Origin of the sequence: Streptomyces sindenensis, from assembly GCF_014649035.1 — a bacterium.
Classification (GTDB): Bacteria; Actinomycetota; Actinomycetes; order Streptomycetales; family Streptomycetaceae; genus Streptomyces; species Streptomyces sindenensis.
This window is the reverse complement of the sequence record NZ_BMSG01000092.1, coordinates 1-753: the sequence shown is the minus strand read 5'-3', so window position 1 is coordinate 753 and position 753 is coordinate 1. Positions and strand designations below refer to the sequence as shown.

Here is a 753-nt window from a genome sequence, read left to right as displayed (position 1 = left end):
ATGTCTCCGATCCGGCTGGGGCTGAGCGTGACGTGCTGCAGGGCCCGCCATCGCTGCTTGAGCTCGGCGGCGGTCCGCTCGCCCAGGGCCCGCACGTGCCGCAGCAGGGTGTTGAACATGCGGGTGTCGACGTGAAGTGCCTGTTCTGACTTGCCCTTTGGGCGGCGGGCCGGGATGAGGATGCCAATGCCGGCTCCGATGTAGCCCTTGTCCGCCAGGGTCGGCAGGCCGTCGGCCGCCGCCTTGTACAGGGCGGGCAGGGCGTGGACGCGGGCGGCCGTGATGTCGGGCGTGGAGCCGGGTTCGACGTCGGAGACCCACAGGGGGGTGCCGTCCGGGGCGGACAGGAACTGGATGTTGCCGCCGAACGCCTTGTGCTTCTGGCTGAACCACCAGTCGTTGCCGTTGTCCCGGACGCCGGCGAGGCGGTCCGATTCGATCAGCGTGCCGTCGAGGATCACGTGCGTTACGCCTTCGCGCTGACAACGGCTCAGGGCTTCGTGCAGGTCAGGAGCCTTCTCGGCGAGGACGTCGATGCCCTCGTGGAGGTAGCGGTAGCCGGTGGCCTGCGAGACGCCTGCATCGCGGGCCAGGCAGTGCACGCAGCCACGCTCGCGGAACCAGCGCAGCACCAGCACCGCCTGCCGGAACGGGCCCAGCGCGCGCGAGCCCTTCGGGGTGCCGATCCGTCTCCGGTGAGCGGCCAGCAGCCTGGCGAGGAACTCGACGACGTGGCGCGGGACGTCGAGCGTG

1 protein-coding gene is annotated in these 753 nt (G+C 70.5%); it reads right to left on the bottom strand.

The features are described 5' to 3' along the window. Positions 1-753 (bottom strand): transposase family protein (locus tag IE145_RS33175; RefSeq protein ID WP_373296662.1); only part of this gene is annotated, 753 nt, incomplete at both ends.